Source organism: Lentilactobacillus kisonensis DSM 19906 = JCM 15041 (assembly GCF_001434135.1).
GTDB classification, from domain to species: domain Bacteria; phylum Bacillota; class Bacilli; order Lactobacillales; family Lactobacillaceae; genus Lentilactobacillus; species Lentilactobacillus kisonensis.
In genome coordinates this window covers 1-6,014 of the sequence record NZ_AZEB01000052.1, presented here as the reverse complement: position 1 = coordinate 6,014, position 6,014 = coordinate 1, and the positions used below count along the sequence as shown (strand labels likewise).

General features: G+C 44.5%; 2 protein-coding genes. Both read right to left on the bottom strand.

Going from position 1 to position 6,014, the window contains the following annotated elements; all coding sequences use genetic code 11:
* Nucleotides 1-3,812 (bottom strand): KxYKxGKxW signal peptide domain-containing protein (locus tag FC98_RS13285; RefSeq protein ID WP_169788699.1); only part of this gene is annotated, 3,812 nt, incomplete at its 3' end.
* Nucleotides 3,813-4,287: 475 nt separating this feature from the next.
* Nucleotides 4,288-6,014, bottom strand: a 1,727-nt coding sequence (locus tag FC98_RS14900; RefSeq protein ID WP_235803646.1) for a DUF5776 domain-containing protein, incomplete at its 5' end; no start/stop codon positions are given.

The following is a 6,014-nucleotide window of genomic DNA, read 5'->3' as shown; positions in this document are numbered from 1 at the left end:
TCGTTAGCGTCTTTAGCGGCATTAGTTGCTGCATCTGCATTAGTCTTCGCATCAGAGGCGGCAGCCGTGGCATCAGAATCAGCATTAATTGCATTCTGAGCATCACTTGCAGGATCATCAGCATTCTGAGCATCACTAGCTGCCGCATTGGCTTTATCAGCCGCACTGGCAGCTTTGCTTGCATCTGAGATTGCTGATTCCGCAGCCTTTTTAGCATCGCTCGCCGCACTGGCTGCCTTATTCGCGTCACTTTGCGCAGCTGGGTTCTTCACGGCCGCATCACTGGCTGCGCTGGCATCACTCGCTGCTTTGACCGCCGCATCGCTGGCAACCTTAGCGTCACTTGCAGCAGAAGCAGCTCTACTAGTGGCATCTGAAGCTGCACTATTAGCTAATGACTCTATGGCACCGTTATTAGCATCCTTAGCAGCATTTGAAGCATTATCACGATCACGTTCAGCTTTATCCGCAGCCGCCTTGGCATCTGATGCATCTGAAGCATTCCCATCTCCAGCAGCGGCATCGCTCGTTATTTTTTCCTGAACAGCTGCATCTGATGCACCTTTTTTTGCGACAGTAGCCTGCTCATCAGCAGATACAGCCGCATCCGATGCAACCTTAGCATCGCTTGCAACGGTTGCATTATTAGGATTAACAAGAGCTGCATCGGATGCTGCTGAAGCATATGCATTTGCGGATTCAGCAGCATCACTGGCTCGAGATGCATCACTCGCCGCGTTAGACGCTTGAACATGAGTATCATTGTAAATGTCATTCAACGCATTCTTAATTGCAGTTTGAGTGTTCTTCACATAACCATCAACAAAGGCAGTCCCGGTAGCAAAACCACCCAAACCTGACGTCGAACTATAATCTGAGGCAGTTCCATCATTTGCACCACTATATGTGACATCGCCGACTTTGGTAGAAACAGAGTCATCCCCTACCGTAGCTGTTGGTAGGGTGCCATTTTTCTTGAAATAATCACTCTTTGCTTGCTCATTTGCCGCTTGTTGGCCTGCAGCAAATGCAGCATTGGCTAACTTGGCTTCGGCATTATAGGATTCAATATAATATTTTCCCAGTGTGCTACTGGCTGACTGACCTAAACTTTGCACAATCGCATCTAAACTATTTTTTAGTTGATCACTACTCAAAAGGCTAGTATCACCTTTAAAAGTTTTATCGGTCGTAGAAATATCTACTACCTGACCATTCTTTTGGTCATGCGATGTCACATCAGCATCAGCCTGGCCTTGTTTTGCAGCGTCGGAACTCTGTAAGTATGCTAGGATTTTTGCATAGTCGCCCGCATTAACTGTAATCGCGGTTGACACCGTCATTGTCCCTGTCTTCGAATCATAAACGTTATTACCAGCGGTTCCCTGGTTGACAAATTGCACCTTACTACTATCAATAGTCGTGTTAGGGTTGGCAGCAAAATCAGCCTTAGCTTGGTTAATCGCGTTAACTTCGGCGTTATAAATTGCCAAAATTGTGTTCATTGCGCCAGTAGGATTTGCTTGGTAATTAACTTTACCAGTAACTTCTGAATACTTCGTGGTTGGGTTTCCTGCACTATCAGTACCTGTAGTCCCGGGAGTGGTAAGCAGCGTGTATTCAGTATCACTGATTACCTTATCCGCGTGCAACTGATCAACAATTTGGCGAGCGGTCAAGGTTCCAGTGTTACTGGTTACATTATTTACTGCCATCTTCAAAATAGCTGGAACCAATTTCTGACCATAGGCATAACCAATCGCCTCAACGAACTTAGTGATGTCGCCAGCATTTTGATTAGTTGTCGCAAATTTGCCAATGTCAGTAGTTGAGTAGCCCGTGACTTTTGTATAATCAATCGCAGGAACAGTTCCGTTCATGATATTTGCAACCGCCGCATCAAGCCCAGTTTGGAAGTGACTGTTGATAGCAGTCCGAACTCCCTTGGCAATTGATAAGTAAACGTTATTAACAATCGTGGAACTAATGACATTACCAAATCCAAATGCGGAAGCAAGTTTCTGTAATGGTGCATTGAGATTCATTGCTTCCGTCAACGTTGCAGGAAGGGTAACGGAAAAACCGTCAGTCTGACTGCCCTGAGATCCACCAAACGACCGAATATCACTTAAAGCCTGGTTCATAATTCCATTCTGAATGTATGGTAATGCCAATGCAATGAACCCGTTGATCGTTGTAACACTAGACTTAACAAGATCATTAACCGTTGAGTCACTAGAATTTGTATTGACTCCAAAAATAGCTGGGTTCGATGAGGTAACATCCTTTTGACCCAAAACGTTTAATAATTTCCCGATAACTGTAGTGATTGCGGTACCAAATATCGACCAAATATCCGAGGTTGCAGTCAAATCACTAGAATTATACTTCGTTGTATTGACCAATTTATCGCCGTTATCAGGATTTTGAACCTGATTTTGAACCTGGGTCATAAAATTAACCATTTGTTTGGCATAGTCTTTGACATAGGCGGCGTATCCAGCACGGTAATCGCTAAGGGTCAATGTTTTGTTGTTTCCTAGGAACGTACTGCCTAATTTCCAATAGCCTTTTTGGTTCAATGGATAAGTACCAATAAGATCCATATTCCACGTAATACTGACACCATCAGTAGCCGGTATTTTTCTCCCCGTCCAAGCTGGTGTGCCGTCTGCATTCAGCATGGTGTGTTCCGTTGTCGACCCAGCAACTAACGGTGAATTGTTATAGGCATCAACAATATCAGCAATCGTCGGCACTTTACCCGTTCCATTCTTGAGGTCATTCCAAGCATCGGTATATCCCATTTGATATGAAGGTGAACTCGTATCGACAGCGGCGGCACTTAAGTTCTGCGCGGTTGCATCGACTTTTGCGAGGGTAACCGTCTTACCAGACTTTACAATTGCAGCTTTTAACGCCTTAAGTTGATCATCGGACAGTGCTGTAACATCCATCGTCGTATTGTCCGTAATCTTACCCTGACTAACGAGTTCATTATATGAATTAACAACTGCTTCGACATCGTCAGTACCAGTATCATCAGCCGGCGCACTAAACATGGCTCGCTGGCCTAATTTAACGGTTGTTGCTTTGGCCGTAGCTGGTCCGTTATCAGTCAATTCAAGATCACTGGCAGTCGAATCAGCTTTCTTCGCATCCTCCGTTAAACTCACGTTGGAATCTGTCGGTACACTCGACTTGGAAGAACTTGCCGATTTATTACCATCACTCGTTGGCACTGCGTTGTCGCTTGCTGCTGTGCTGGTTGCTGCCGACTCAGGTGTCGTTGAGGCTGCCGGTGCTGCTTCACTCGCACTGGTCGAAATGGTCGCTTCAGAGCTAGCTGCTGATTCGTTACCAGTAGCGATTGAGGTTTGTTGCGTATCGCTCATCGCTTCATTGGAACCAGTTGAAGACACTTGACTCGCAGCACTGGTTGTACCAGTAGCATGAGCCGTGCCGTCGCTCGAAGGCGCTACCACGGCGTCACTCTTTGAAGCAGCACTTTGAACAGGTTCAGCTGTCGTCGACACTTCTTGGGTGGTATCAGCAGCCTCGCTCACTGGCGCCTGCGATGAAGGATCAGCTGCCGTTGCGGTTAACGCCGTTCGGGTATTGTTATCATTACTATTTAGTTTATCTTGCGTATCAGCACGAACCGACACGTCGGTGAGCATAAATGAACCTAAAGATAGCATAAATAAGCTGGCAAATACCCATTTTTTACCAACTTTATACATCTTATAGTGAAGATTCGATTTATCAGACCTTTCCCATAAATTATTTCGAGATGAATTTTTTCCACGCATGTCTAAACCCCCTATTCGGCATATGCATGTAACAGAGAAATACTAAAGATCATAAAAATTATTCAGTTTAATCTACTTTCTTTCATAAATTGATGGTTAAATGATAACACATTCATTAGTTTAGGGGGAACTTTAATGCTTACCATTTGTTAATTATTGGTTTAAATTTTCATAACTGATGTTAACTAAATTGCCGTTAAAAAGCCTTATATCCCAACAATTTGTTAATTTTAGCTAAAACCATAAGCCAATTTTTATATAATAAATTAGTTAATGAGATTAGGAAAAACACCCTTTCTAATTAAATTATAATTTTACTTCCCCGATTTTAGTGGTTATACAGTATAAAAATTATGAATTCCATCAAAAAAGAGCAAGCGGGAATTTTTCTCGTCTGCTCTTTTTTCTCATACATCTGTGTAAGACATTAATAATATTAGTAAGCTCATCAGCAATATCATCCATAAATTATGAACTATTTATTGTTAATTTTCACAAACTTCACGTTTGCAGTCACGTAATGACCATTAGTCAATTGGTAACGACTCCTACTGCCATCCAAAACGACAGCTCTTACCTTAAGTGTTTGGCCCTTCTTAACAACTAACACGCGATTACCCTGCTTGAAGTTAACCGATTTATATTGGTAAGCTCCCTTAGCATTGACAACGTGTACCTTCTTGGCAGAAGTATAGTTAAACGTCTTATGGGTCTTCTTAAGTTGTTTAATCATCGTTGACTTAGCGGTTACATAACGACCATTGGTTAACTGGAACCGAGTGATCGAACCAACCTTAACAACTCTTCGAACCTTCAAGACAGTTCCTTTTCTTAAGTAATGAACTCGCTTTGCATGCTTGAATTTACTACCAGTATATTCGTAGACACCTTTCTTAGAGGAAATGTACCAAGTGCCCTCAGTGTCAATGCGATACCCAGCCTTAATTGAAACAAACTTATCAAATGACTTCAACGCGGTTACGTACGAACCATCGCGAAGAACAAACCTGGTCGTATCACCACTGGTGTCAATCATGATAACGTGAAGAACCGAGCCCTTTGGAACATAGGCAAGCTTTTTAGCTTTGGCGAATTTCTTACCACTATAACGATACATACCATGTTTCGTTATGATCGTATCGGTTGCCAACTTGGTATAGTAACCAACATATTCATTTTGGCTTGGCACAGCTGCTTGGTGGCTAAATTGATCGTTATTACTTGGTGCCTGACTCGGAACAGTGGCACTACCAGTGTTTGCTCGGGCAGCAGCATCACTATTTGCAATACTGGTTGCTTTACCAGCAGCCGAAATTGCATCATTGGCATACTTCTCGGCGTCACTTTCAGCCGCTGAACCAGCCTTGGCAGCATCACTAGCTGCACTTACCTTATTCCAGAAATTATCGTAAGCGGTCGAAGCGGCAGCCTTATTTCCGGCAGCAGCATCAGAAGCAGCTTCATCAGACAATGATTTGGCATCGCTGGCAGCCCCCTTAGCAGCACTCGCATCACTAGCTGCATCGACTGCATCAGAAGCAACTCGGGATGAATCACTTGCAGCCTTCTTGGCATAACTGGCTGCATTGGCATCTTCAGAAGCTACACTAGCTGCTTGCTTGGCGGCATTAGAAGCTTTAGCATCGTATGAATTAGTTCCGTTAGCAGCATCACTTGAGTCCTTTGCCGCATCACTAGCTGCTTTAATGCCATCACTTACGGCCATTGAAGTGGCAGCAGTGGCATCACTAGCAGCTTTCTTTTCAGCAACCGAAGCAATTGCGTTTTGATTTGTTGCATCGCCAGCTGTTGCCGCACCGGATTTACCTGCTGCTGTTGCTTTGTTAGCAGCATCTTGGGCAGAAGCTGCGTTTGATGCAGCAGCTGCGTCACTAGCTGCATTAGAAGCAGCTGTCGATGCATCGGCGGCGGCTTTAGCATCAGAAGCAGTCTTTATAGCGGCATCTGATGCCGCCTTAGCTGCAGCATCCGCATCAGCTGCGGCACTTTGAACAGCAGAATTATTGGAATCTTTACCAGCAGCATACTCTGCATCACTAGCATCACTGGCTGCATTAGAAGCAGCTGACTGCGCTGATGTGTTTGCATTGGCCGCACTGGTTGCGGCTGCCGCGGCACTGGCAGCTGCACTATCGGCGGTACTGATAGCGGTAGCCCGACCAGCCGCATCATGTGCAGTTG